Source organism: Pseudomonas sp. Marseille-Q7302 (assembly GCF_965111925.1).
In genome coordinates this window covers 125,052-146,909 of record NZ_CBCOPK010000001.1, presented here as the reverse complement: position 1 = coordinate 146,909, position 21,858 = coordinate 125,052, and the positions used below count along the sequence as shown (strand labels likewise).

Below are 21,858 nucleotides of genomic sequence, written 5' to 3'. Positions count from 1 at the left end.
TTACCTGCTTGAGTACCGGTGATAAATCGATAAGATCGCGATGACCTGTCAGGAAACCTCACAGATGAGCGATCCCCGCGACTTACCACCACTGAATGCCCTGCGCGCCTTCGAGGCCACTGCCCGCCTGGGCGGAATGAGTCGTGCCGGTGACGAGCTGCATGTGACCCATGGCGCCGTGAGTCGGCAAATACGTGCGCTGGAGGAACAGCTGGGCGTGGCCTTGTTCCGGCGCGAGGGCCGCGGCCTGGCGCTGACCGAGGCCGGGCTGAGATTGCGCGAGGTGAGTGGCGATGTCTTCGAGCGGCTGCGCGAGGTCTGTGCCGAACTCAAGGCCGGCAATCGCCAGGGGCCCTTCGTGCTGGGTTGCCCCGGCAGTCTGGTAGCGCGCTGGTTCATTCCACGGCTGGATCGGCTCAATAGAGATCTGCCGGAGTTGCATTTGCACCTGTCGACCCGTACCGACGACACCCCCCTCGCCGCCGCCGGCCTGGACGCCAGCCTGCTGTTCACCGAAAGCGCGCCACCACAGGACGTCATGCCTTACCACCTGGCGCCTGAGCGTATCGGTCCGGTGCTGAGCCCCTACTGTCCCGCCTATCTGAGACTCAAGGAAGGCGACCTCTCGGCGCTGTTGGCGGAGCGGCTGCTGCACACCCTGTCGCGGCCCCAGGCCTGGCCACAGTGGTTCGCCACCCAGGGCCTGGAAACACCGGCGCTGGAATACGGGCAGGGCTTCGAGCACCTCTATTACCTGCTGGAGGCGGCGTTGTCGGGACTGGGGGTAGCGATCGCGCCGGAGCCACTGGTGGCGGCGGATCTCAAGGCGGGGCGACTGGTCGCGCCCTGGGGTTTCGCCGGGACCGGTGCGGAATTGGCGCTGTGGGCGCCTGGCCGGTTGGCGGATGAGCGGGTGGAGCGATTGGCCGCCTGGCTCAGACGGGAGCTGGCCGGGTCCTGAGGCCAAAGGCATCCCGGCCGGGATGCCTTTGGCAGGCGATCAGTTGTCGCCGCGCAGCAGCGCCCAGCCGACCAGGATGGTCACGCCGGCGGCAATGCCAACGGTGGCCCAGGGATGTTCGCGGGCGACACCACCGGCAGCCCGGCCATACTGGCGGGTCAGGCGGCGCACGTCATCATAGACCTCTTCCAGCGAATCACCCGAGTGATGCAGGGCTTCGCGAGCGGTGCTCTTGAAGGTGTTCAGACCGCTGCGGGATTCGCGAGCGGCATTCTTCTTCAACGATGCCAGCGAGTCGAGCAGGCTGTTGATTTCGTTCTCGATGCCGGCGATGGACGCTTGGTAATCGGTGTTACGGGCCATGACAACCTCCTGAGGTGGACGGATTCAGGAAATGTGACTACCGAGCCGTTGGAAAGTGCAGCATAAAGCCCTGGGCTGGCACCTGGGCAGTGAACTTATCAGGGCTTTTCGCGGCCTCAAATGACAGCGGCACCCTTCCCGGCGAGTCGACCGCGACACCGGTCAACCGGTAGCCGGCCACCGGCTGCAACGCCCGTCATTGCTGACCCAGGAGACTGTTCATGTCCGATCATCACACCTACAAGAAGCTGGAAATCGTTGGCTCCTCCACTACCAGCGTCGAGGACGCCATCAACAACGCCCTCGCCGAGACCTCCAAGTCGGTGAAGAACCTCGAGTGGTTCGAAGTGGGCGAGATCCGTGGCCATATCCAGGATGCCAAGGTAGCCCACTACCAGGTCACCCTGAAGATCGGCTTCCGTATCGAAGCCAGCTGAGCTGATACCTCTTTCCTCCCCGAGCAAAAGGACAGGCAAGATGCGTAAAGTCGTGATCACCGTCGGTTTGTTGGCCCTGAGCGGCGGTGCCTTCGCCGCTGGCACCTCGTGCGACACGGTCAAGGCCGATATCGATGCCAAGCTGCAGGCCAAGCAGGTGGCGCACTACAGTCTTGAGGTGGTGGACAAGGGCAGCGCCAGCGCTTCCGCCAAGGTGGTGGGCAGTTGCGAAGGTGGTAGCAAGGAAATCGTCTACCAGCGTCGCTAAACCCTGGCTAAAAGGTGCCGCCATTGAGTGGCATCCTTGAGCACTTGGCAAAACGCCCGCGGCCAACTGGCTGCGGGCGTTTCATTTTCAGAGCTCCGCCGCGGGCCCGAAGAACTCGTGGCGAATCTGCTGCTCCGGTACGCCCAGTTCCAGCAGGTCACGGCGTACCTGGGCCATGAACGGCTGTGGGCCAAGTATATAGGCGTCCAGGTCGCGGGCCTTGGGCAGCCAGCGCTGCAGCCGCGTCTTGTCCAGTCGCGAAGCGAAGGCTTCCTCGGCTACCGGCTCGCTGTAGCAGAAGTACAGCTGCAGTTGCGGATGATGGGTGGCCTGCTCTTCGAGCCAGTGACCGAAGGCCTGCACCCCGACATGGCGGGTACAGTGAATCAGCTGGATCGGTCGCCCGCTCGGCAGGGCTGCCGACACCATGGGCAGCAGTGGCGTGATGCCGACGCCCCCGGCGATCAGCAGCAGGGGCTTGGTCGACGCCTGCAGAACGAACTCGCCAGCGGGAGCGAAGACCTGCAGTACGGTGCCTTCATGGGCATCGGTGTGCAGGAAGCGCGAGACCAGGCCACCCGGCTGATGCTTGACGCTGATGCGATAGCCCCGGCCCTCACTGGTCGCCGAGATCGAATAGTTGCGCCGGTACTCGATGCCGTCCAGGGTGACGCTCAGGCCCAGATACTGGCCGGGCTGGGCGATGCTGGTCGGCAGGCCGTCCACCGGTTCCAGGTAGAAGGAGCTGATCTCTTCGCTTTCCGGCTCGATCCGCGCGATGCGGAACGGGCGTCCGCCGCGCCAGCCTCCAGGCGCATCGGCCTGGGCCGCATAGCGCTGCTCTTCGGCGCCGATCAGCAGATTGGCCAACTGGCCATAGGCTGCGGCCCAGGCGTCGATCACCGCATCGGTGGCCACCTCGGTGCCCAGCACCTCGCGAATGCTCTGCAGCAGGGCGATGCCCACCAGCGGATAGTGATCCGGCTGGACCTGCAGGGAGACGTGCTTGTTGACGATCTGCTCGACCAGCGGTCCCAGGGTATCCAGGCGATCGATGTAGCGGGCGTACATCAGCACTGCCCGGGCCAATGCTCGCGCCTGGGCACCGCTGGCCTGGTGGGCGCCGTTGAACAGCGGGCGGATCTCAGGGTTGTTGTTCAGCAGTTTGTCGTAGAAATGCCGGGTCAGGGCTTCACCGCCGGTTTCCAGCAGAGGAACGGTGGCCTTGATGATGGCTTGTTGCTCGGATGACAGCATGGCAGGGTTCTCCAAAACAGGACTGCCCTGGCCGTATCACGAGTCGTGCCAGCTAAAAAACTGCGCTAGATCAGGCCTTTGCCCTGCCGAGCGGTCATAATGACCAGGTCTCCATGACTCGCCGAGGTCAAATTGACTCGTCCCACCCTGCTCGATGTGATGGTACCGCTGGTGGCGGATCTGGCCCGCGATCTGCCCGATCAGCAGCGCTATGCCAGCCTGCTCGACGCCTTGCGCCAGGTGCTGACTTTCGATGCGGTGGCCTTGCTGCGCCTGGACGGCGAGGTGCTGGTGCCCCTGGCGGTGCGTGGCCTGAATGCCGATACCTTGGGACGCCGCTTCAAGGTCGGCGAGCATCCCCGCCTGGCGCTGCTGCTGGCGAGCCGCACCCCAACCCGCTTCGCCACCGACTGCGACCTGCCCGATCCCTACGACGGCCTGTTGGAAGGCGTGCACGGGCACCTGGAGGTCCATGACTGCCTGGGCTGTCCACTCTATGTGCAGGACCAGCTCTGGGGACTGCTGACCCTGGATTCGCTGCGGGCGCAGAATGCCCGCCCCGAGGATCTCACCACCCTCGCCGCCTTCGCCGGCCTGGCCGCCGCCACCGTGGCCGCCGCCGAGCGCATCGGCCAGTTGTCAGCCCGCATCGTGAGCGAGCACGAGTTGACCGTGGCCTACCAGCAATCGGTGGGGCATCAGCGGCCCCGCGAACTCATCGGCCAGAGTCCGGCCAGCCTGCGGCTGCGCCAGGAGATCGAGACCGTGGCGGCCAGCGACCTGGCGGTGCTCATCACCGGCGAAACCGGGGTCGGCAAGGAACTGGTGGCCGAGGCGGTGCATGCGCGCTCCCTGCGCCAGCAGCGGCCGCTGATCAGCCTCAACTGCGCGGCCCTGCCCGAGGCGCTGGTGGAAAGCGAACTCTTCGGCCATGTGCGCGGCGCCTTTTCCGGCGCAATCAGCGAGCGCCGTGGGCGTTTCGAACTGGCCGACGGCGGTACCCTGTTTCTCGATGAGGTCGGCGAATTGCCTCTGACGGTGCAGGCCAAGCTGCTACGGGTGCTGCAGAGCGGCCAACTGCAGCGCCTGGGCTCGGATCGCGATCTCAAGGTGAACGTACGCATCATCGCCGCCACCAATCGCGACCTGGCCGACGCCGTGCGTGACGGGCGCTTTCGTGCCGATCTCTATCATCGCCTGAGCGTCTACCCCCTGGCGGTACCCGCCTTGCGCGAGCGCGGGCGCGACGTCCTGCTGCTGGCGGGCTTCTACCTGGAACAGAATCGCGCGCGACTGGGGCTGCGCGGCCTGCGCCTGACCCCCGCGGCGCAGCGCATCCTGCTGGCCTACGATTGGCCCGGCAATGTGCGCGAGCTCTCCCACCTCATCAGCCGCGCGGCGCTCAAGGCCCATGCCGGCAGCGCGGAGCGTGGCGGCATCCTGACCCTGGACGGCGAGCAGCTCGGCTTGCCGCTGGATGCCGCGCCCCTGCCCAGTGACGATCCCGTGGTCCCCGCCACCTCTCTGCGTGACGCCACCGACGCCTTCCAGCGCCAGACCATCACCCTGGCCCTGGAACAGCATGGCCAGAACTGGACCCTGGCCGCCGCCGCCCTGGGGCTGGACCGCGCCAACCTCGCCCGCCTGGCGCGCCGGCTCGGCCTCAGGTAGCCCTCAGAGGGCTTTCTGCACCGCCGGCAGGCCGGGCTGGCCGTCGCGGGTGGTGACCCCCTGCAGCCAGGGCTCCAGCACCTGGGGATGGGCCTTGAGCCAGGCCTTGGCGGCGGTGTCATAGCTGCCGCCTTTGTCCCGTGCGGCGCTCATGATGGCGTTTTCCATGTCCAGGGTGAATTTCATGTTGGTCAGCAGCCGGGCCGGATTGGGGCACTGCTCGGCGTAGCCCTTGCGTGTCAGGGTGTTCACCGTACCGGCGGTACCAAAGTACTTGTCACCCCCGGTCAGGTACTTGATCGGGTAGTCGACGTTCATGGGGTGCGGGGTCCAGCCAAGGAAGACCACCCACTTGTCACGCTTCACCGCGCGCCCTACCTGGGACAGCATGGCCTGTTCGCTGGACTCCACCAGCTGCCAGCTGCCCAGGCCGAATTCGTTGTCCTGGATGATCTTCTGCAACGACTGGTTGGCCGGCGCACCGGCCCCGATGCCGTAGATCTTCTTGCCGAACTTGTCGGCATGCTTGGCCAGATCGTCGAAGCTCTTCACTCCGCCCTCCCAGACATAGGTGGGCACGGCCAGGGTGAATTCGGTACCGACCAGGTTCTGCGCCAGCTCGGTCACCTGGCCGGTCTTCACGAACTGGTCATAGTGCGCCTGCTGTGCCGGCATCCAGTTGCCGAGGAAGGCGTCCACCTGCCCGTTGCGCATGCCGCCGTAGATGATCGGCACCGCCAGGGTATCGACCTTGCTGGTGTAGCCCAGCGCCGTCAGCACCGCCCCGGTGAGGGCATTGGTGGCGGCGATGTCACTCCAGCCGGGATCGGCCAGGCGAACCGTTCCGCAGGCCTGATCCTCGGCCTGGGCCGACAGGCTGACCAGGGCCAGCGTGAACGTAGCGATGATTCCGTGTTTCATGGCCGTTCTCCATAGCGGTTCAGGGTTGAGGGTAGCGCGCGCGACGCTCTAGGTCGTCGAGATCGATGTGATTGCGCATGTATTGCTGGCTGGCATCGATGAAGGGCTGGTGATCCCAGCTGGTCCGCTCGCCCTGCTCCAGGGCCGCCGCGACGAAGCGCCGCCGCCGCTGGCTGGCCAGTACCTCGCCGTGCAGGCGCGCCAGATCCCAGCGCTGGCGAACCTCGGCCTGGAAGCCGGCGAGCAGCTCGGCGTAATCGGCGCTGGCGGCCAGGTTCTCGCGCTCCAGCGGATCGTTCTGCAGATCGAACAGCAGCGGCGGGTCCAGTTCGCAGTGGATGTACTTGTAGGGGCCGCGGCGGATCATCAGCAGCGGGCTGACGGTGCCCTCGGCCAGGTATTCGCCGATGACCTCGTCATGCCCTTCCCGCCCTTCGAGGTGCGGCAGCAGCGAGCGCCCGTCCAGCGGCAGCTCGGCCGGCAACTGGCCGCCGGCCAGCTCGACGAAGGTCGGCAGCAGATCCATCGTCGAGACCGACGCCTGCACCCGCGCCGGGGCGAAACGTCCGGGCGCATGGATCAGCAGCGGTACCCGCGCAGCCATCTCGAACCAGTGCATCTTGTACCAGAGCCCGCGCTCGCCGAGCATGTCGCCGTGATCGCCGGAGAAGACGATCACCGTATCGTCGGCGAGACCGCACTCCTTCAGGGTCTTGAGCAGATGGCCGACCTGGGCGTCGACATAGCTGCAGGCACCATAGTAGGCCTGGCGGGCGTCACGGATCTTGGCCTCGGGCAGCGGCTTGTCCCAGAGATCGATCACCTTGAGCAGGCGCTGGCTGTGGGGGTCCTGCTCGGCCTGGGGAATGGCGCTGTCCGGCAGGGGGATGTCGACGTCGTTGTACAGGTCCCAGTACTCCCGCGGAATGGTGTAGGGATCGTGGGGGTGGGTCAGGGACACGGTCAGGCAGAACGGCTTGTCGTCGCCACGGCGCACGTGATCGTAGAGATACTGGCGCGCCTTGAAGACCACCTCCTCGTCGAAATCCAGCTGGTTGGTGCGCACGCAGGGCCCGGCCTGCAGCACCGAGGACATGTTGTGGTACCAGCTCGGGCGCACGTCCGCTTCGTCCCAGTTCACCGCCCAGCCATAGTCGGCGGGATAGATGTCGCTGGTCAGGCGCTCTTCGTAGCCGTGCAGCTGATCCGGTCCGCAGAAGTGCATCTTGCCCGAGAGCGCCGTGCGATAGCCGAGGCGGCGCAGGTGGTGGGCATAGGTGGGGATATCGGCAGCGAAGTCGGCGGCGTTGTCGTAGCCGCCGATCTTCGACGGCAGCTGGCCGCTCACCAGGGTGAAGCGCGAGGGCGCGCACAGCGGGCTATTGCAGTAGGCGGAATCGAACACCACGGCGCGCTCGGCCAGGCGTTGCAGATTCGGCAGCTTGATCGGCGAGGCGGCGTCGTACAGCGGCAGGACGGGCGCCGCCATCTGGTCGGCCATGAGAAAGAGGATGTTCATCGGCTTGGACAAGATCGCCTCCGCTTCGGATCAGGGTTGCTTATGGGTGGTCCATCATCCGATGCCAGGAAAATCACGTGAAGGGCATAGGAGATGATGTTTCGGATAAGCTGCGCTTATGTCTGACCATCACGGGGATTTTACCTTGGATGCCACCACGCCTGCCGACCGCCCTGCCCTGGCGCTGGACAGCCTGCGCACCTTCGAGGTGGTGGCGCGCCGCCTGAGCTTTACCGCGGCGGCCAGCGAACTGGGTACCACCCAGCCGGCGATCAGCCAGCAGATCAAGCGTCTGGAAGCCCAGTTGCAGGTCCGGCTGTTCGACCGGGTCCATCGTGGCATCCTGCTCACCGAGGCCGGGCGGGTGCTGCAGGAATATGTGGAAGCCGGACTCGCCACCCTGGACGAAGGGGTACGCCTGGTCACCGCCCGGCCCGCCCATGAAGTCCTGCAGGTGGCTACCGACTTCGCCTTCGCCGCCTATTGGCTGTTGCCCCGCCTGCCACGCTTTCATGCCCGCCACCCGGAACTGGACGTCAGCCTGGTCACCAGCGATCGAGTTCCCCTGCCCGGCCCCGAGATCGACATCACCCTGGGCTTCGGCGATGGCCGCTTCAAGCATGGCGAGGCCTGGCCGCTGTTTCGCGAGGAAGTCTTTCCGGTGTGCAGTCCGCGGCTGCTCCAGGGGCGGCAGCCACCCCTACCCACGGCGGAACTGGGGCGCTGGCCACTGCTGCACCTCAAGGCAGCGCCCAACAGCCGCTGGTACGACTGGAAGACCCTGCTGCCGGCGCTGGAGCTGGCCGCCCTGCCCCCGGCACCCGCCGGCGCGGTGCTGAGCTTCGACAACTACACCCTGGTGATCCAGGCCGCCATCGCCGGCCAGGGCCTGGCGATCGGCTGGCGTCATCTGGTGGACGACTTGCTGCAGCAGGAGTTGCTCTGTCGTCCCTTCAGCGGGATCGCCACGTCGCGCTATGGCTATTACGCCATCCTGCCCGAGCGCAAGCGGCGCCAGCGACTGGTACAGCGCTTTCTGGACTGGCTGCTGGAAGAGCTGGAGGCGCCGCGCGAGTCACTGGCCGGTGCGCGGCTGGCGACCTGACCGCAGCACTCAGCGCTCGTAGACTTCCAGCGGCAGATCGTCCGGGTCGGCGAAGAAGGTGAATCTCTTGCCGGTCAGCTCGTCGGTACGGATCGGCTCGGTGACCACGCCATGGCCTTGCAGGTGGGCGACGGTGGCGTCCAGGTCGGCCACGGCGAAGGCCAGGTGGCGCAGGCCCTGGGCCTCCGGGCGCGAGGGTCGCGGCGGAGCATCGGGAAAGGAAAACAGCTCCAGCTGGGCATGCTCGCCCACCGCCAGATCCAGCTTCCAGGAGCGCCGGGCTTCACGATAGGTCTCGGCGATCACCGGCAGGCCGAGGATCTCGGTGTAGAAGTGCCGGGAGCATTCATAGTCGGCGCAGATCAGCGCCACATGGTGCAGACGGTCGAAAGGGGTCATAAGAAGCTGTTCACGATCTCGCGAGCTAGAGCCAAACAAGGCGAAAATTCCTGAGAAAGCGCAGTTTACGGACGGTAAATGTGCATTGCGACCGGGCTGGCGATCCAGGGCGTCTTTAACGCAGGTTGGCCGACGCGCAGCAGATCGTGAACAGCTTCTCAGGGTACCGCGACGAATTTGAGGTCGGACGGGGCACCGACGTCCAGACTCTGCAGTTCATCGCCGAGCTTGCCGCTGTCGGGATCGCGGCCGAAGACCTTGAGCTGGTTGGATTTCTGGTTGGCTACCAGCAGGTACCGCCCGGACGGGTCGATGGCAAATTCCCGCGGCGACAGGCCATTGACCGAATGGCGCTCGACAAAGGTCAGGGTGCCGTCGGGATTGACCGCGAACACGGCAAGCTGGTTGTCCGTGCCACGGCTGGCGACGTAGAGGAAGCGTCCGTCGCCGGACAGGTGCAAGGCCCCAGCGTCACGCTCGCCAACGAATTCCTGGGGCGTCAGGCTGTAGCTCTGCAACTGGCGCAGCATGCCGTCCTGGTGAGCGAAGGCCATGACCTGGCCGGCCAACTCCAGGGTCAGATAGGCATAGCGGCCATCGGCGCTGAACACCAGGTGGCGTGGGCCGCTGCCTTCCGGTACCGGGACGAACGGCGTCTCGGCGGCCACCAGCGGCCGCTCCGGCTGCTGCGGCAGATAGCGATAGACGAACACCTTGTCGGCGCCCAGATCCGGGGCGAAGACGAAGCGGCCATCCGGGGTGGTCACGGCGGCATGCACATGGCTGGACTGCTGGCGCGGGTGCTGTTCGCTGGGCTGGTGGAATTCGATCTGCGCCACCGGGCTGAGCACGCCACCGTCCTGGATCGGCAGCACCGCCAGGGAGCCTTCCGGCAGGCTGGAGTAGTTGGCCACGAACAGGTACTTGCCATCGTTGCTCAGACTGGAATGGGTCGGCTCGTCGCCCAGGCTCTTGACCTGGCTGATCTGCTGCAACCGGCCATTGCCCGGCTCGAAACGATAAGAAGTAACCCGGCCGATGGTATCGCCGTTCGAGCCCCGGCCATTCTCGTTGACCGCGAACAGGGTCCGGCCATCACGCGACAGGGTGAGGAAGGACGGATTGGAGGCCTTGACGATGCGCAGCGGGCCGTCGATCTGGCCGTTGCGGCTGTTGAAGCGATAGACGTACAGACCCTGGCTGCTGCCCCCGGTGTAGCTGCCGACCAGCAGATTGAACAGACCAGGTTCGGCGCGCGCAGTAGCGCCATGCCCCACGAGCAGGGCGAACAGGGCCAGCGGCAGCAGACGGGGCAGAGCTCTCATGGGAAATCCTTGGCGAGCGATTGGCGTTGAGACCGATGGAAGGCGGCCCGGTTTCCCTGGCGCTCGAAAGCGAAGGACGGCCGCGCGGCGGCTATTCTACTGAAATCCGGGCTGGCACTGTGCCAGAGGGAGGGCTCCAGATATCGATTGCCGCCGCCCGCGTGACGGCTACAACAGAGGCGGTCAGCCAGAGACGGCGTGCCAGAGCCTCTGGTGGTCGTTGACCGGGCCAGGCCGTCGCATCTCGTCCGCGACGAAAATCTCACCGGCCCGGTGCAGGTCCTAGTCGAGCACACCCTGCAGGATGGCATAGACGATTCCGCTCCCCACGGCGATCAGCACCATGTCGGTCCCCAGGCGCCGCCATTCGTAACCGGGGTAGTCCGGCAACTGCCGCACGATGCCCGGCGGCAGCGGCCGGCCATAACCGGGAGGCAGTGGTCGACCACGTTCCAGTCGCAGACCCGGTGGCAACTCACCGCCACGGCCGATCTGGCCCCGCAACGCCTGGATGCGCTTGCGTGCCGGTCCCAGGTCCGCGGGTCCGCCCGCCACAGGGCCGGCACCAGGCCGACCGTGCCTGTGCTGCTCGGGTCCTGGTCCCTTGCCGTGGGGACCGCCGCGGTCCTGCCACTCGGGTCCGTGCGGACCCTGGCCCTTGGGACCACCAGGCCCCGGATCCAGGGGAGCGGCCAGCGCCAGGTTACCGACCAGACAGAGCGCGGCGGCAGAGAGGAGGGTACGCATGGAGGTCTTCCTCATGAGTAACGAGGGTGGCCAGCTATCCAGTGGACGTTCGAGCGCCAGATGAGACTCCCGGGTCACTCCCGGACTTTCACCCCTGTGGATAAATCGGGGATAAAATCGGTATAACTCAGGAGAAAATACCGAAGACCGGCAGAAAGCTAGATAAAAGTTCTTTATTATCAATAATTTAAAAAGATGATCGGCTGGCTATCGAATCCATTTTTTGTGGATAAAGCTTGAGACCCCCCTGGACTACCACCTGTTTTGGTACTGCTCGCAGCCCCGAAGCAGCTCGTTTTACCCAGCTTAAACAAAAAAACCGCGCCTAGTTGATCACCACGCGCGGTTTCCTGGGTAGCGCTTTTGCCCTAGTCCGGCTTCTTCAGCTTGGGATTGGGAAAGAACTGCACCGCCTGCACCTTGGGGTCTGGCTTCTTGGGCTTGAGCGCACTGATATTGACCCGCGTCGGCAATTCCTTGGGTACCGAATTGCCACGCTCATCGAGGGTGTCGCTGTAACCGCAGGAGACGCACTCGCGGTGGGGCGTGCCGTCCTGGGTCCACATCTTCAGGGTGTCCTGCGCCTGGCACGCGGGGCACACGGCCCCCGCGATGAACCTTTTGCGGATCGGCTCGCTCACGCCGCCTCCTCGCTCAGCCCGGAATGGCGGAGCAGGGCATCGATGCTGGGCTCGCGACCGCGAAAGTCGACGAACAACACCATGGGAGCCTGGGAGCCGCCGCGGGCCAGAATGGCTTCACGGAAGGCCCGGCCGGTCTCCGGGTTGAAGACGCCTTCTTCCTCGAACTTGGCGAAGGCATCGGCGGAGAGCACCTCGGCCCACTTGTAGCTGTAGTAACCCGCCGCATAACCGCCGGCGAAGATGTGGGCGAAGCTGTTGGGGAAGCGGTTGTAGGCCGGCGGACGCACCACGGAAATCTCGTCGCGGATGCCTTCCAGCACCTCGCGCACGCTGCGACCGTCGCCATGGCTGGCGTGCAGCTCGAAGTCGAACAGCGAGAACTCCAGCTGGCGCAGCATCATCAGGCCGGACTGGAAGTTCTTGGCCGCCAGCATCTTGTCCAGCAGCTCCTGAGGCAAGGGCTCGCCGGTTTCATAGTGACCGGAGATCAGCGCCAGGCCCTCGGGCTCCCAGCACCAGTTCTCCATGAACTGGCTGGGCAGCTCCACCGCATCCCAGGCCACGCCGTTGATGCCGGAGACGCTGGCATGCTCGACGCGGGTCAGCAGGTGGTGCAGGCCATGGCCGAATTCGTGGAAGAGGGTGGTCACCTCGTCATGGGTGAGCAGCGCCGGCTTGCCCGGGCTGGCCGGGGTGAAGTTGCACACCAGGTAGGCCACCGGATCGATCAGGCGGCCCTGGGCATCGCGGCGCTTGTCGCGGGCGCCGTCCATCCAGGCACCGCCGCGCTTGTTGGCACGGGCGTAGAGGTCGAAATAGAAGCGGCCGATGGAGTTGCCGTTCTCCTTGATCTCGAATAGACGCACGTCCGGGTGCCACTTCTCGAAGTCGCGCAGCTCGGCGATCTCGATGCCATAGAGCTTCTGCACCGTGGCGAAGAGACCGGAGAGTACCTTGTCCACCGGGAACCAGGCGCGGACCTCTTCCTGGGACAGCGCATAGCGTTGCTGGCGCAGCTTCTCGGCGAAGTAGCCGGTATCCCAGCTCTGCAGGTCCGCCACGCCCTGTTCGGCGGCGAAGGCGCGCAGTTCTTCCAGATCACGCTGGGCGAAGGGTTTGGAGCGCACCGCCAAGTCGCGCAGGAAACCCAGCACCTGATCGCTGCTTTCGGCCATCTTGGTGGCCAGGGACAGCTCGGCATAGTTGGCATAGCCCAGCAGGCGCGCCAGTTCCTGGCGCAGGTCCAGCAGTTCTTCCATCACCGGGCCATTGTCGAACTGGCCGGCATTGGGGCCCTGTTCGGAGGCACGGGTGGCATAGGCAGCATAGACTTCCTCGCGCAGGGCACGGTCGTCGGCGTAGGTCATCACCGCGTAGTAGCTGGGGAATTCCAGGGTCACCAGCCAGCCGTCCAACTCCTTGGCCTGGGCAGCGGCCTGCAGCTGCGCCTTGGCCGACTCGGGCAGGCCCGCCAGGGTCGCTTCGTCGGTGACGTGCTTGGTCCAGGCCTGGGTGGCATCGAGCAGCTGGTTGGAGAACTTGCTGCCCAGCTCGGACTTGCGCGCCTGGATGGCGGCATAGCGCTGCTGCTCGGCCGGCGGCAGGTCGATGCCGGACAGACGGAAATCGCGCAGGGCATGCTCCAGGGTGGTCTTCTGGCCGGCATCGAAGCCCTTCGCTTCTTCGCTCTCGGCGAGGCGGCTGTAGGCCTGGAAGAGGTCCTTGTTCTGGCCGATCTCGGTGGAATAGGCCGACAGCTTGGGCAGACAGGCCTCGTAGGCGGCGCGCAGTTCGGCGCTGTTGCACACGGCGTTGAGGTGGCCGATGGGGCTCCAGGCCTGGCCCAGACGATCGTTCAGCTCATCCATTGCCAGCACCAGGCCGGACCAGGTTGGCTGCTCCTTCTGGGTCTCCAGCAGCTTGACCAGGGCGGCGCGATTCTCGGCCAGGATGGTGTCGATGGCCGGCTCGACATGCTCGGGCTTGATGGCGGAAAAGGGCGGCAGGTCGTAGGACTGAAGCAGCGGATTGCTGGCGCTCACGGCGTTCCCCTCGGGGCGATGGCTTTGACAGTTATATATGGAGCCCATCCTAATAGGTCTCAAGACCCTTCCGACGAGAAAAGGTATCTATCGTGACCATAAGGACCTTCCAGGGTAAGACTCCGCAACTGGACGAAAGCGCCTTCGTCGATGCCACCGCGGTGGTGATCGGCGACGTGACCCTTGGTGCAGACAGCTCGGTGTGGCCGCTGACGGTGATCCGCGGCGACATGCACCGCATTCGGATCGGCGCTCGCACCAGCATCCAGGATGGCAGCGTCCTGCACATCACCCACGCCGGCCCCTTCAATCCGGACGGCTATCCCTTGCTGATCGGCGCCGACGTCACCGTGGGCCACCAGGTGACCCTGCACGGCTGCACGATTGGCGACCGGGTACTGGTGGGCATGGGCAGCATCATCATGGACGGCGCGGTGGTGGAGGATGACGTGGTGATCGGCGCCGGCAGCCTGGTCCCGCCGGGCAAGCGCTTGGAGGGTGGCCATCTTTACGTCGGCCGCCCGGTCAAGCAGATCCGCCCGCTGGAAGAGAAGGAACGTGCCTTCTTCACCTACAGCGCCGGCAACTACGTGAAGCTCAAGGACCAGCATCTGGCCGAGGGTTATGCGGAGGAGGGGGCCTAGCAGGCCCGGTCCTGTTGGGCTTCGGCGATGGAGCCGCCTCAACCCAACCTACAACTGATCGCGGCCATGGCGGTCCGTCGATGCGGCCGCTCCTACAGGCTCCAACGCAATTGTAGGAGCGGCCCATGGCCGCGATCGCCGCTCACGGCCGTAGGTTGGGTTGAGCGCAGCGAAGCGCAACGCTCAGCTACGTCCGCAGCGGACAGGCTTCACCCAAGCGCGAATACAGCACCCCACGCAACGCCTGCAATTCATCGATGCGCGCCTCGATGACTCTGAGCTTGTCGCGCAGCAGCTCCTGCAGATAGGCATCCGGATCGGCGGCGCGCTCGACGTCCTCCAGGTTGGCGGCGATCTCCTGCAGGCTGAAGCCCAAGCGCTGGGCGGTGCGGATATAGCCCAGCCATTCCACGGCTTCGGGCGGATAGTCGCGGTAGCCATTGGCCCGGCGCCTGGCCCTGAGCAGTCCCTGGCGCTCGTAGAATCTCAGGGTATCGCGGGTCAGGCCAGTCGCCTGGGCGAGGGTGCCGATACGCATCCGTTCTCCTTGACCCTGGACCTAGCTCCAGGGTCGACACTGGATTTCCTCTCGTTCAAGGAAGTCCGTCCATGTGGAAGCTTGCGCCCTATCTGCGGCTGGTCCGTGCCAGCGCCCTCTATGATCTGCTGGTCACCGCGCCTTTTGCCACCCCCTGGAGTCTCGCCTGGCTGCTGCGGCAGCTCGACGCCCTGGGGCAGTGGCTGGGATTCGCCCCCCTGGCGACCTTCAGCCCGGAAGCCCTGCTGCTGGGCAACCTGCTCGGCTCCGTGGTGTGCGTCTGGGCGGCGCTGCGGCTGGCCAGCCCCTCGGTGACGCTGGGGCGCTACGACGCCGTGGCCAGGGGCCTGTTCGCCCTCTGGCAGGCCTGGGCACTGTACCAGGGTGCCAGTCCCCTGTTGGCAATGTTCCTGGTGATCGATATCGGCTTCGGCATCGCCCAGGCGTGGCCGATGTCTCTGGCCTCCAGCAGGCACCAGTCCCAGTTGGCGGGCTGACCGCGGCCCGTTGGGCTTCGGCGATGGAGCTGCCTCAACCCAACCTACAATGGAGTTCCCGTAGGTTGGCGCTGAGCACAGCGAAGCCCAACAGCATCCCGAAACTAACCCAGTTGTCGCCGCAACTCCGCCAGCACCGGCGCACCGTCGGGGCGCACGCCGCGCCAGAGTTCGAAAGCCTCGGCGGCCTGTTCCACCAGCATGCCCAGGCCATCCAGGGTGTGGAAGGCGCCTTCATCCTGCGCCCAGCGATTGAAGGCGGTCAGGTCCTTGCCGTACATCATGTCGTAGGTCACCGTCTGGGGGCCAATCACCGCTTCCGAGATCGGTGGGCGACCGCCGCCGAGGCTGGCGGAGGTGCCGTTGATGATGACGTCGAAGGGCTCTCTCAGGGTGGAAAAGGCGGCCACTTCGATGGCCCCCAGCTCGGCGAATTCCCGCGCCAGCTGCACTGCCTTGAGCTCGGTGCGATTGGCCAGCACCAGTTGCCCGGGATTGCAGGCCAGCAGCGGCTCCAGCACGCCGCGTACCGCGCCTCCGGCACCCAGTACCAGGATGCGCTGTCCAGCCAGCTGCAGACCGGCGTTGACCGTGAGGTCCCGCACCAGACCAGCGCCATCGGTGTTGTCGCCCAGCAGGCGACCGTCAGGCTGGCGCTTGAGGGTGTTGACCGCCCCGGCGCGCCGGGCGCGCGGAGTGAGGTCGTCGCACAGCTGGTAGGCCTCTTCCTTGAAGGGCACCGTGACATTGGCGCCCAGGCCACTCTGGAAGAAGCTGCGTGCGCTTTCGGCGAAGCCGTCCAGCGGCGCCAGCAGCGTGCCGTAGTGCAGGCGCTCGCCGGTCTGGTCGGCGAACAGGCTGTGGATCAGCGGCGACTTGCTGTGGGCGATGGGGTTGCCGAAGACGGCGTAGCGATCCATGGGTCTATCCTGCAGGCGTCGGGGCGAGCGCGAGCCAGTCGCGGTCGGTGAGAAAGAAGTCGGTCAGGCGCGCCTCGGGCGAGCCGGGCACGGGTTTCCAGTCATAGCCCCAGCGCACCTCGGGCGGCAGTGACATGAGGATGGACTCGGTACGGCCGCCAGACTGCAGGCCGAACAGGGTGCCGCGGTCGTAGACCAGGTTGAATTCCACGTAGCGCCCACGGCGATAGGCCTGGAATTCACGCTCGGCCTCGCGGTACGGCTGGTCACGGCGGCGCTGGACGATGGGCAGGTAGGCGTCGACGAAGGCATCGCCGATGGCGCGCTGGAAGGCGAAGCAGGTCTCGAAGTCCCAGTCGTTCAGGTCATCGAAGAACAGGCCACCGATGCCGCGTGGTTCGCCGCGGTGCTTGAGGTGGAAATAGCGGTCGCACCAGGCCTTGTAGCGCGGATAGACGTCGGCGCCAAAGGGCGCGCAGGCATCAAAGCAGACCTGGTGCCAATGCACGCAATCGGCCTCGTTGCCGTAGTAGGGGGTGAGGTCGAGACCGCCACCGAACCACCAGACCGGCGCCTCGCCGGGCTTTTCCGCCAGAAAGAAGCGCACATTGGCATGGGCGGTGGGGATATGCGGATTGCGCGGGTGCATGACCAGGGACACGCCCATGGCCTCGAAGCTGCGTCCGGCCAGTTCCGGCCGATGGGCGCTGGCGGAGGGCGGCAGGCTGTCGCCGTGCACGTGGGAGAAGTTCACGCCGCCCTTTTCCAGCAGGGCGCCCTCGGCGATCACCCGGGTGCGGCCACCGCCACCGGTCGGCCGGGTCCAGGCGTCCTCGGCAAACCGGGCGGTACCGTCCTCGGCTTCCAGTGCGGCGCAGATACGCTCCTGCAGATCGAGCAGATAGGCCTTGACGGCCTCCAGGGAGGGATTCATCGCAAGGATTTCCACAACAGGCGGGGAGGGCAGAGCATAACACCCGTATCCGACCGGTTGACGTGGCCCGCGGTTGCGGCTTGGATGAAGGCTCACGTCCATAAGGAACCGACAGCATGGTCCAGCGCATCCAGTTCAGCCGCACCGGTGGTCCCGAAGTACTCGAACTCGTGGATTTCGAACCCGCCGCTCCCGGCCCCGACGAGGTACGGGTGCGTAACCACGCCATCGGCCTCAACTTCATCGAGACCTACTACCGTAGCGGTCTCTATCCGCCGCCATCGCTGCCCTCGGGCCTGGGCACCGAGGGTGCCGGGGTGGTGGAGGCGGTGGGCAGCGCGGTCACCCGCTTCAAGGCCGGCGACCGCGTCGCCTACGCCACCGGTCCGCTGGGCGCCTATGCCGAAGTCCACGTGCTGCCCGAGCGGCACCTGGTGCACCTGCCGGAAGCGGTGTCCTTCGAGCAGGGCGCCGCGGTCATGCTCAAGGGGCTGACCGTGCAGTACCTCCTGCGCCAGACCTATCCGCTGCAGGCCGGTGACACCGTGCTGTTCCATGCCGCAGCGGGTGGTGTCGGCTCCCTGGCCTGCCAATGGGCCAAGGCCCTGGGCGTGCGGCTGATCGGCACCGCCGGTTCGCCGGAAAAGCTGGAGAAGGCCAAGGCCCTGGGGGCCTGGGCGGTGATCGACTATCGCCAGGAAGACGTCCCGGCGCGGGTTCGTGAATTGACCAACGGGGCCAAGGTGCCGGTGGTCTACGATGGCGTCGGCAAGGACACCTGGGAGATGTCGCTGGACTGCCTGGCGCCGCGCGGCCTGATGGTCAGCTTCGGCAATGCCTCCGGTGCGGTCACCGGGGTCAACCTGGGGATCCTCTCGCAGAAGGGTTCGCTCTATGTGACCCGTCCGACCCTCGCCACCTACGCCGCCTCGCCCGAGACCTTGCAGGACATGGCCGACCAGCTGTTCGAGCTGATCACCGACGGCCGCATCCAGGTGGACATCGGCCGGCGCTATCCACTGGCCGAGGTACAGGAGGCGCACCGCGCCCTGTCGGGCCGGGAGACCAGCGGCTCGACCATCCTGTTGCCCTGAGACGAGACGCCCACGCGCCTGGCTGGGTAAATCGTGACGGCCATTAAGTTTCCCGCAGCCGGCCGGCACGACAGGGGTAAACGCCGGTCTATCTCGGACAGTCGAGCCAGTACGGACTCGGCGTCCTTTTCAGAATCGGCCGGATCGCTGCCCCTGTCATGCCTATCTCCAGCCCACTCGCCAGCCTGCTCGACACCGCCACGGACACGGCCCTGATCACCCTGACCGCCGAAGGGCGGATCGGGCAGTGGTGCCCGGTCGTCGCCCGGCTGCTGGGCTGGAGCGCGCAGGACAAGGTCGGCGAGTCCATCGTCGGCCTGCTGCTGCCGGAGCCGCCCGCCGATCAGTGGCTGGACGCGCTCGAACGCTGCCAGACCCAGGGTCTGCGCCACCGCGACGGTCACCTGGTGCGACTCGACCTGCACCTGATGCCCCTGCGCCGGGCGGATGTCGCGGTAGGCTGGCTGCTGCACGTCTGGCAGGCGCCGGCGACGCGTACCCGCTTCGCCGCCCGACGCAGCGCCGAGCGGGATCTAGCGCAGCGCCTGCAGGCGCTTGGCGAATGGTCGCGAAGACTCAGCGGCACGACGGATCTCGCCGCCTTGCGGCTGTGCGCCACCCAGGCCCTGCGTGACCTCGCCAATGATCCCCAGGCGCGGATGCTGTCCGTGGCCGAGGCGGACAGTCCACTACCGGGGCAGCTGCTCGTTCCCTTCGGTCCTGCCACCCAGCCCTTGGGCTACCTGCAGCTGGGCAATACCGTCGATGCGGACACGCGCCTGTTGCTGGACCAGCTGGCCCTGCTGCTCGGCGCCCTGCTGGCGCGCCAGCAGATCCAGGATCAGGCCCGGCACCTGGAACGGCGGCTATCGCTGGAACAGGGGTTGCTGGCCAGCGTGCTGCAACAGGCGCCCCTGGGCATCTCCATCACCGAAGCCGGCAGCGAAGAAGCGGTGATGCTCAATGATCGCGTCGATACCCTCCTGGGCAAACGCCCGGCCGGGGAGACGCTGGACGAACGCTATGGCGCCATCGGTGCCCTGCATGCCAATGGCCAACCCTACGCAGTGGACGACTATCCCACCGTGCGGGTCTTGCGCAGCGGCCAGGCGGTGGCGCCCGAATTGATGCGCTATCGCCGGCCCGACGGCAGCATCCGGCTGCTGGAGGTATCCAGTGCGCCGGTTCGCTCGGCCACAGGCGAGGTGATCGCCTCGGTCACCCTGTTCGACGACGTCCAGCAGCGGGTCGACGCCGAGAACGCCCTGCGCGAGCACAGCGCACGCCTGGCCAGCCTGATCAACCAGGCGGCGGTCGGCATCTGCCAGACCGACGCCCGCGGCCGTATCCTGCTCGCCAATCGCCGCTATTGCGAGCTGCTCGATCGCAACGAGGTCGGGGTGCTGGAACAGACCCTGCAAGCCCAGACCCACCCCGAGGACCGGGCGCTCTTGGAGCGCAGTCTCGAAACGCTGCGTGAACGCGGCGACAGCTTCAAGCTGGATCAGCGCTTCCTGCGCCCGGACGGTTCGGTGGTCTGGGTCAGCCTGCATGGCTCGCCGCTGCAGTCGGAAGTGGGCCAGGAACTCTCGGTGAGCCTGGTGGTGGTGGACCTGACCCAGCGCAAGCAGGCCGAAGCCGCGCTGCACCTGTCCAACCAGCGCTTTCGCAACGCCGTCGAGGCGGTACAAGGGGTGGTCTGGACCAGCAACGCCCAGGGTCATCTGCTTGGCGAACAGCTCGCCTGGAGCACCCTGACCGGACAGAGTTATGCCCAGTATCAGCAGGAAGGCTGGGCCGATGCCCTGCATCCCGAGGATGCGCCCCGCACCCTACGCCGCTGGCGCCTGGCCGTGCAGCAGCAGGTGGACTTCCATGACGAACACCGGTTGCGCTGCCGCGACGGCCAGTGGCGCACCTTCAGCGTGCGCGCCCTGCCCGTGCGAGAGAACGGTGTGGTCTGCGAATGGGTCGGCGTCCATACCGACGTCAGCGAGATCCGCATGGCCGAACATCGGCTGCGGCGGCTGGCCGAACTGCTCGAACAGCGCGTCCACGAACGCACCGTCGAACGCGACCGCATGTGGCGGGTGGCCGACGACCTGCTCGGAGTGATCCAGGGCCAGCGCTGGCTAAGTCGCAATCCGGCCTGGAGCCGCACCCTTGGCTGGGACGACGAGGAACTGCGCCATCAGCCACCCGCGTCTCTGGAGCATCCCGACGATCCACCGGTATTCCCACGCCTGGCCGCCCTGCGCCAGGGCGAGGTGCTGAGTGATCTGCCTGGACGGCTGCGCACCCGCGAGGGTAACTGGCGCTACATGATGTGGAAGGCCACCGCCGATCACGATGGACGCATCTATGTCTTCGGCCGCGACATCACCGTCGAGCACGACGCCGCCCTGGCGCTGCAGAACGCCGAAGCGGCGCTGCGCCAGGCGCAGAAGATGGAGGCCATCGGTCATCTCACCGGCGGCATCGCCCATGATTTCAACAATCTGCTCACCGGCATCAGCGGCTCGCTGGAATTGCTGCGCCGCCGCCTGGACCAGGGCCGCCACGACAATCTGCAGCGCTATCTGGATACCGCCGAGCAGTCCGCTACCCGTGCCGCGGCCCTGACCCATCGACTGCTGGCCTTCGCTCGCCGGCAGACCCTGGACCCGCGACCGGTGGCGGTGAACGACCTGATCTTGTCCCTGGAAGAACTCTTCCAGCGCACCCTGGGCGAGCGCATCACCCTGCGCACCAGTCTCGCGCCGCAGCTACCCTCGGCCCGCACCGACACCAACCAGCTGGAAAACGCCCTGCTGAACCTGGTGATCAACGCCCGCGATGCCATGCCCGAGGGGGGTCGCCTGACCCTGGAAACCGCCCTCGATCACCTCACCGACCTCGCCGCCGAGCATGACCTGCCGCCAGGTGACTACGTGCGCCTGACCATCGCCGACACCGGCAGCGGCATGCCCGCCGAGGTGGTGGATCGCGCCTTCGACCCCTTTTTCACCACCAAGCCCATCGGCCAGGGCACCGGTCTGGGCCTGTCGATGCTCTATGGCTTCATCAAGCAGTCGGGCGGCCATGTCACCCTGGACAGTGCGCCCGGCAACGGTACCCGCGTCAGCCTCTGGCTGCCCTGCGCTCCTTCCGAGATCCAGGCGCAGCATCAGGTGCCCCAGGCGGCTGTCGCCCAGAGCCGCGGTGAACGTCTGCTGCTGGTGGAAGACGATGTCTCGGTGCGGCTGCTGTTGCGTGAGATGCTCACCGAACTGGGCTATCGCGTGCGTACCGCGGCAAGCGCCTCGGCGGCGCTCACCCTGGTGGACGGCGACCTGCCCTGCGACCTGCTGATCACCGATCTCGGCCTGCCGGATCTCGACGGCGCCGACCTGGCGGATCGCCTGCGCGAACGCTGGCCGGGATTGCCGGTGCTGTTCGTCAGCGGCCACGCCGAGCGCTCGACGCCGAATGGCGAGCCGTCGTTGGCCAAGCCGTTCCAGATCGAAGCCCTGGCCCGGCAGCTGCGCCAGTTGCTGGACTGACGTTCAGCTGTGCGAAAGGTGCCTGCGCGA

The 21,858-nt window shown here is 66.2% G+C and carries 21 protein-coding genes; 9 read left to right on the top strand and 12 right to left on the bottom strand.

Features of this window, described 5'->3' with window-relative positions; all coding sequences use genetic code 11:
* Positions 1–64: 64 nt before the first annotated feature.
* Positions 65–961 carry a LysR family transcriptional regulator gene (locus tag ACWPW1_RS00720; protein WP_271653499.1) on the top strand — a complete coding sequence of 299 codons (897 nt, stop codon included), beginning with the start codon at positions 65–67 and terminating at the stop codon, positions 959–961.
* A 39-nt stretch (positions 962–1,000) separates the two neighbouring features.
* Here ACWPW1_RS00720 and ACWPW1_RS00715 read toward each other — a convergent pair whose 3' ends face one another.
* Positions 1,001–1,324, bottom strand: a complete 324-nt coding sequence (locus ACWPW1_RS00715; protein WP_059313034.1) for a DUF883 family protein — start codon at positions 1,322–1,324, stop codon at positions 1,001–1,003.
* A 221-nt stretch (positions 1,325–1,545) separates the two neighbouring features.
* Between ACWPW1_RS00715 and ACWPW1_RS00710 the strand changes: the two genes are divergently transcribed.
* A complete protein-coding gene (locus tag ACWPW1_RS00710) occupies positions 1,546–1,761 on the top strand; it encodes a dodecin (protein ID WP_017641514.1) in 216 nt (71 codons plus the stop codon).
* A gap of 40 nt (positions 1,762–1,801) precedes the next feature.
* On the top strand, positions 1,802–2,029 hold the full coding sequence (locus ACWPW1_RS00705) for a DUF1161 domain-containing protein (protein WP_454252279.1): 228 nt from the start codon (positions 1,802–1,804) through the stop codon (positions 2,027–2,029).
* Positions 2,030–2,116: 87 nt separating this feature from the next.
* Here the strand turns inward: ACWPW1_RS00705 and hmpA are convergent, their stop codons facing one another.
* Positions 2,117–3,286, bottom strand: a complete 1,170-nt coding sequence (gene hmpA, locus ACWPW1_RS00700; RefSeq protein ID WP_454252278.1) for an NO-inducible flavohemoprotein — start codon at positions 3,284–3,286, stop codon at positions 2,117–2,119.
* Positions 3,287–3,418: 132 nt separating this feature from the next.
* Between hmpA and norR the strand changes: the two genes are divergently transcribed.
* Positions 3,419–4,957 (top strand): nitric oxide reductase transcriptional regulator NorR, encoded by a 1,539-nt coding sequence (norR, locus tag ACWPW1_RS00695; RefSeq protein ID WP_454252277.1) that lies wholly within the window; start codon positions 3,419–3,421, stop codon positions 4,955–4,957.
* A gap of 3 nt (positions 4,958–4,960) precedes the next feature.
* On the opposite strand, the gene ACWPW1_RS00690 is transcribed toward norR, so the two are convergent.
* Positions 4,961–5,878 carry a choline ABC transporter substrate-binding protein gene (locus ACWPW1_RS00690; protein ID WP_059313030.1) on the bottom strand — a complete coding sequence of 306 codons (918 nt, stop codon included), beginning with the start codon at positions 5,876–5,878 and terminating at the stop codon, positions 4,961–4,963.
* Between the two features lie 19 nt (positions 5,879–5,897).
* Positions 5,898–7,397, bottom strand: coding sequence for a choline-sulfatase (gene betC / locus ACWPW1_RS00685; RefSeq protein ID WP_454253892.1), 1,500 nt, complete (start codon positions 7,395–7,397; stop codon positions 5,898–5,900).
* A gap of 118 nt (positions 7,398–7,515) precedes the next feature.
* Between betC and ACWPW1_RS00680 the strand changes: the two genes are divergently transcribed.
* Positions 7,516–8,502: a choline sulfate utilization transcriptional regulator gene (locus tag ACWPW1_RS00680; RefSeq protein ID WP_313648572.1), complete on the top strand. Its 987-nt coding sequence runs from the start codon at positions 7,516–7,518 to the stop codon at positions 8,500–8,502.
* Positions 8,503–8,511: 9 nt separating this feature from the next.
* On the opposite strand, the gene gloA2 is transcribed toward ACWPW1_RS00680, so the two are convergent.
* The 5 genes from gloA2 to prlC all read right to left on the bottom strand — a co-directional run bounded on the left by gloA2 (position 8,512) and on the right by prlC (position 13,707).
* Complete coding sequence (gloA2, locus tag ACWPW1_RS00675) at positions 8,512–8,901, bottom strand: SMU1112c/YaeR family gloxylase I-like metalloprotein (protein ID WP_454252276.1); 390 nt, start codon at positions 8,899–8,901, stop codon at positions 8,512–8,514.
* Positions 8,902–9,059: 158 nt separating this feature from the next.
* Positions 9,060–10,226, bottom strand: coding sequence for a lactonase family protein (locus ACWPW1_RS00670; protein ID WP_454252275.1), 1,167 nt, complete (start codon positions 10,224–10,226; stop codon positions 9,060–9,062).
* A gap of 282 nt (positions 10,227–10,508) precedes the next feature.
* Positions 10,509–10,973: an anti-virulence regulator CigR family protein gene (locus tag ACWPW1_RS00665; RefSeq protein WP_454252274.1), complete on the bottom strand. Its 465-nt coding sequence runs from the start codon at positions 10,971–10,973 to the stop codon at positions 10,509–10,511.
* A 368-nt stretch (positions 10,974–11,341) separates the two neighbouring features.
* Positions 11,342–11,614, bottom strand: a complete 273-nt coding sequence (locus ACWPW1_RS00660) for a YheV family putative zinc ribbon protein (RefSeq protein ID WP_058762516.1) — start codon at positions 11,612–11,614, stop codon at positions 11,342–11,344.
* Positions 11,611–13,707: an oligopeptidase A gene (gene prlC, locus ACWPW1_RS00655; protein ID WP_313648569.1), complete on the bottom strand. Its 2,097-nt coding sequence runs from the start codon at positions 13,705–13,707 to the stop codon at positions 11,611–11,613. The genes ACWPW1_RS00660 and prlC overlap by 4 nt, the downstream gene beginning before the upstream one ends.
* A 44-nt stretch (positions 13,708–13,751) precedes the next feature.
* On the opposite strand from prlC, the gene ACWPW1_RS00650 reads away from it, so the two are divergent.
* Positions 13,752–14,303 carry a gamma carbonic anhydrase family protein gene (locus tag ACWPW1_RS00650; protein WP_454252273.1) on the top strand — a complete coding sequence of 184 codons (552 nt, stop codon included), beginning with the start codon at positions 13,752–13,754 and terminating at the stop codon, positions 14,301–14,303.
* A 187-nt stretch (positions 14,304–14,490) separates the two neighbouring features.
* On the opposite strand, the gene ACWPW1_RS00645 is transcribed toward ACWPW1_RS00650, so the two are convergent.
* Entirely contained in the window at positions 14,491–14,841 is a 351-nt protein-coding gene (locus ACWPW1_RS00645; protein WP_454252272.1) for a MerR family transcriptional regulator, read from the bottom strand.
* A 71-nt stretch (positions 14,842–14,912) separates the two neighbouring features.
* Here ACWPW1_RS00645 and ACWPW1_RS00640 point away from each other — a divergent pair, with 71 nt between their 5' ends.
* Positions 14,913–15,338, top strand: coding sequence for a hypothetical protein (locus ACWPW1_RS00640; RefSeq protein WP_454252271.1), 426 nt, complete (start codon positions 14,913–14,915; stop codon positions 15,336–15,338).
* A gap of 104 nt (positions 15,339–15,442) precedes the next feature.
* On the opposite strand, the gene aroE is transcribed toward ACWPW1_RS00640, so the two are convergent.
* Together aroE and hemF are read right to left on the bottom strand one after the other, a co-directional pair.
* A complete protein-coding gene (aroE, locus tag ACWPW1_RS00635) occupies positions 15,443–16,258 on the bottom strand; it encodes a shikimate dehydrogenase (protein WP_323149837.1) in 816 nt (271 codons plus the stop codon).
* A gap of 4 nt (positions 16,259–16,262) precedes the next feature.
* Complete coding sequence (hemF, locus tag ACWPW1_RS00630; RefSeq protein ID WP_059313018.1) at positions 16,263–17,192, bottom strand: oxygen-dependent coproporphyrinogen oxidase; 930 nt, start codon at positions 17,190–17,192, stop codon at positions 16,263–16,265.
* 116 nt (positions 17,193–17,308) lie between these two features.
* On the opposite strand from hemF, the gene ACWPW1_RS00625 reads away from it, so the two are divergent.
* Both ACWPW1_RS00625 and ACWPW1_RS00620 read left to right on the top strand, forming a co-directional pair.
* Positions 17,309–18,286 carry an NADPH:quinone reductase gene (locus tag ACWPW1_RS00625; protein WP_434775380.1) on the top strand — a complete coding sequence of 326 codons (978 nt, stop codon included), beginning with the start codon at positions 17,309–17,311 and terminating at the stop codon, positions 18,284–18,286.
* A gap of 158 nt (positions 18,287–18,444) precedes the next feature.
* Positions 18,445–21,828 carry a PAS domain S-box protein gene (locus ACWPW1_RS00620; protein ID WP_454252270.1) on the top strand — a complete coding sequence of 1,128 codons (3,384 nt, stop codon included), beginning with the start codon at positions 18,445–18,447 and terminating at the stop codon, positions 21,826–21,828.
* Positions 21,829–21,858: the final 30 nt, after the last annotated feature.

Excerpts from the sequence above, each read along its gene's own strand:
- ACWPW1_RS00665 (WP_454252274.1), bottom strand. The coding sequence starts at position 10,973 with ATGCGTACCCTCCTCTCTGCCGCCGCGCTCTGTCTGGTCGGTAACCTG.
- hemF (WP_059313018.1), bottom strand. The coding sequence starts at position 17,192 with ATGAATCCCTCCCTGGAGGCCGTCAAGGCCTATCTGCTCGATCTGCAG.
- ACWPW1_RS00705 (WP_454252279.1), top strand. The coding sequence starts at position 1,802 with ATGCGTAAAGTCGTGATCACCGTCGGTTTGTTGGCCCTGAGCGGCGGT.
- aroE (WP_323149837.1), bottom strand. The coding sequence starts at position 16,258 with ATGGATCGCTACGCCGTCTTCGGCAACCCCATCGCCCACAGCAAGTCG.
- ACWPW1_RS00690 (WP_059313030.1), bottom strand. The coding sequence starts at position 5,878 with ATGAAACACGGAATCATCGCTACGTTCACGCTGGCCCTGGTCAGCCTG.
- ACWPW1_RS00640 (WP_454252271.1), top strand. The coding sequence starts at position 14,913 with ATGTGGAAGCTTGCGCCCTATCTGCGGCTGGTCCGTGCCAGCGCCCTC.
- ACWPW1_RS00625 (WP_434775380.1), top strand. The coding sequence starts at position 17,309 with ATGGTCCAGCGCATCCAGTTCAGCCGCACCGGTGGTCCCGAAGTACTC.
- ACWPW1_RS00670 (WP_454252275.1), bottom strand. The coding sequence starts at position 10,226 with ATGAGAGCTCTGCCCCGTCTGCTGCCGCTGGCCCTGTTCGCCCTGCTC.
- ACWPW1_RS00645 (WP_454252272.1), bottom strand. The coding sequence starts at position 14,841 with ATGCGTATCGGCACCCTCGCCCAGGCGACTGGCCTGACCCGCGATACC.
- ACWPW1_RS00715 (WP_059313034.1), bottom strand. The coding sequence starts at position 1,324 with ATGGCCCGTAACACCGATTACCAAGCGTCCATCGCCGGCATCGAGAAC.
- betC (WP_454253892.1), bottom strand. The coding sequence starts at position 7,397 with ATGAACATCCTCTTTCTCATGGCCGACCAGATGGCGGCGCCCGTCCTG.
- gloA2 (WP_454252276.1), bottom strand. The coding sequence starts at position 8,901 with ATGACCCCTTTCGACCGTCTGCACCATGTGGCGCTGATCTGCGCCGAC.
- ACWPW1_RS00710 (WP_017641514.1), top strand. The coding sequence starts at position 1,546 with ATGTCCGATCATCACACCTACAAGAAGCTGGAAATCGTTGGCTCCTCC.
- ACWPW1_RS00720 (WP_271653499.1), top strand. The coding sequence starts at position 65 with ATGAGCGATCCCCGCGACTTACCACCACTGAATGCCCTGCGCGCCTTC.
- hmpA (WP_454252278.1), bottom strand. The coding sequence starts at position 3,286 with ATGCTGTCATCCGAGCAACAAGCCATCATCAAGGCCACCGTTCCTCTG.
- ACWPW1_RS00620 (WP_454252270.1), top strand. The coding sequence starts at position 18,445 with ATGCCTATCTCCAGCCCACTCGCCAGCCTGCTCGACACCGCCACGGAC.
- prlC (WP_313648569.1), bottom strand. The coding sequence starts at position 13,707 with ATGGGCTCCATATATAACTGTCAAAGCCATCGCCCCGAGGGGAACGCC.
- ACWPW1_RS00680 (WP_313648572.1), top strand. The coding sequence starts at position 7,516 with ATGTCTGACCATCACGGGGATTTTACCTTGGATGCCACCACGCCTGCC.